General features: G+C 56.4%; 1 protein-coding gene. It reads left to right on the top strand.

Going from position 1 to position 1,628, the window contains the following annotated elements:
• Positions 1 to 32 precede the first annotated feature (32 nt).
• A partial coding sequence (gene ltrA / locus F2P44_RS34175; RefSeq protein ID WP_370662794.1) for a group II intron reverse transcriptase/maturase occupies positions 33 to 1,628 on the top strand: 1,596 nt, incomplete at its 3' end.

The raw sequence follows: 1,628 nt of genomic DNA, 5'->3' as shown, positions 1-1,628 counted from the left end.
AGTGCGCCAGCAAAGCTGGCAAGAAGTAGTTGGTGAAAGTCCAATACGGAGAAGAAATGGCGAATTACTCTGGCCCCGAGTCATGCGTTGCACACCGCGAGGTGTGGGGCGAAGCGTTGACAGGGGAAACCGGCAGGCCAGCCATTGAGCCGCGAAATCAAGAAATCGGGATGCCGACGGAGTTGACTGAACCGGAAGGCAACACGGGGCATGGCGACAATCGCAAGTCATGCACCGATCCCGCGCGGTCGGAGACCCTGCGCATGCCGGGAAGCTTTTTGCACAGAAGCTGGGAGATCTCGGCGGTGCCTGACGAAACACAGTCAGGCGGGACAGGGAAGGTTAATGACCGTCATCCTGCCATCAACGCCGCCGAGAAGTCGGATGTGCCCGTAGTACCGAAGAAGTTGCCGAACAAAGCGGGAGCGGCGGAGGCAATAGAGGAAAGGGGCGCAACCGAGGGGAATGCTGGAGAGCCTCCCGCAGGCCGGACTCAGAGCCGGGAAACTGCGTCGATGGGACTTGAAGGCATACGTGAAGCAGCCAGGAGCAATCAGGGACTGAAGTTCACATCACTGCTACATCACATCACGCCGTCGCTGCTGGTGGAAAGCTTTTACGAGCTCAAGCGGAACGCGGCGGCAGGTTTGGATGGCGTGACATGGGGGGAGTACGAAAATATTCTCTACGGGCGGGTTGTGCAGCTGCATAAGGAGCTGCACACTGGGGCGTATCGCGTCCAAGCCTCGCGGCGAGTTTATATACCCAAAGCGGACGGCAAGCTGCGTCCGTTAGGGATCGCCGCTGTAGAGGACAAGATCGTGCAACAGGCCGTAGTCAAGGTGCTGAACATGATTTACGAGGAAGATTTCCTCGGTTTCTCGTACGGATTCCGGCGCGGTCGCAGCCAGCACGATGCGCTGGACGCGGCTAGCGTCGGGATCACGAGCCAGAAGATAGGCTGGATACTGGACGCCGACATTCAGGCGTTCTTCGACACCATCGACCACAAGTGGATGATGCGATTTCTGGAACATCGGATCATGGATCGGCGCCTTCTGCGGCTGATCCACAAATGGCTCAAAGCGGGCGTGATCGAAGATGGACGTCGGACAGCGGCAGAAAAGGGCACTCCGCAAGGATCTGTTATTTCTCCGTTGCTGGCGAACATTTACCTGCACTATGTGCACGATTTATGGGCACATCAGTGGAGGGGCAGACACGCAAAAGGGCGCATCATGTTCGTACGCTACGCAGACGACAGCGTGTATGGATTCGAATGGCAAACTGATGCCGAAACGTTCTTGGCGGCACTGCGAGAACGGCTGACTACATTTGGTTTGACACTTCACCCAGAGAAAACCCGGTTGATTGAATTTGGACGACATGCTACCGGAAACCGGCGTCGGCGTGGTGAAGGGAAGCCCGAGACATTCGACTTTCTCGGATTTACGCACTGCTGCGGCACCAGCCGGAAGGGTTGGTTCAAAATCTTGCGGCTGACCGTAAAGAAGAGGATGCGAGCGACGCTGAAAGCAATTCGGGAACAGTTGAGAAAGAAAATGCATCTACCCGTTCCTACAGTCGGAAAGTGGCTGTCGAGCGTGGTACAAGGCTATTTCAACTAC

It is taken from the genome of Massilia frigida (genome assembly GCF_011682175.1).
In the GTDB taxonomy this organism is placed as follows: Bacteria; Pseudomonadota; Gammaproteobacteria; order Burkholderiales; family Burkholderiaceae_D; genus Telluria_A; species Telluria_A frigida.
This window is presented reverse-complemented; position numbering and strand designations above follow the sequence as displayed.